This is a genomic window from Neisseria sp. P0021.S007 (assembly GCF_051956855.1).
This window is the reverse complement of sequence record NZ_JBQCXA010001572.1, coordinates 1-461: the sequence shown is the minus strand read 5'-3', so window position 1 is coordinate 461 and position 461 is coordinate 1. Positions and strand designations below refer to the sequence as shown.

At 55.7% G+C, this 461-nt stretch carries 1 protein-coding gene; it reads left to right on the top strand.

Annotation, left to right across the window (positions count from 1 at the left end; all coding sequences use genetic code 11):
* Positions 1-368: 2-C-methyl-D-erythritol 4-phosphate cytidylyltransferase (locus ACTHUR_RS20325; protein ID WP_440400601.1), on the top strand; the 368-nt coding region annotated here is incomplete at its 5' end.
* Between the last annotated feature and the right edge of the window lie 93 nt (positions 369-461).

The following is a 461-nucleotide window of genomic DNA, read 5'->3' as shown; positions in this document are numbered from 1 at the left end:
ATGCCGCCCGTTGCTGCCTGCCACCCGAGGCATTGACCCGTCTGATTGAAGAAGCGGGCGGAAAAGAGCAGGGCGGTATTTTGGCAATACCCGTTGCCGATACGCTCAAACGCGCCGACGGTAAAAACCATATCGGCGAAACCGTTTCCCGCGCCGGATTGTGGCAGGCGCAAACCCCGCAGCTTTTTCAGACGACCTTGTTACACCGAGCTTTGTCGGCAGAGGATTTGAGCGATATTACAGACGAAGCGTCGGCGGTGGAAAAGCTGGGCGTGCAGCCGCTGCTGGTGCAGGGCGATACGCGCAATTTGAAGCTGACGCTGCCGCAGGATGAATTGATTGTGAGGCTGTTGTTGCAGGTCGTCTGAAACCCGTTTTTCAGACGACCTGACATGGAAAAAAGGACAAAACATGAATATCCGCATCGGACAAGGCTACGATGTCCACCAACTCGTCGAGGG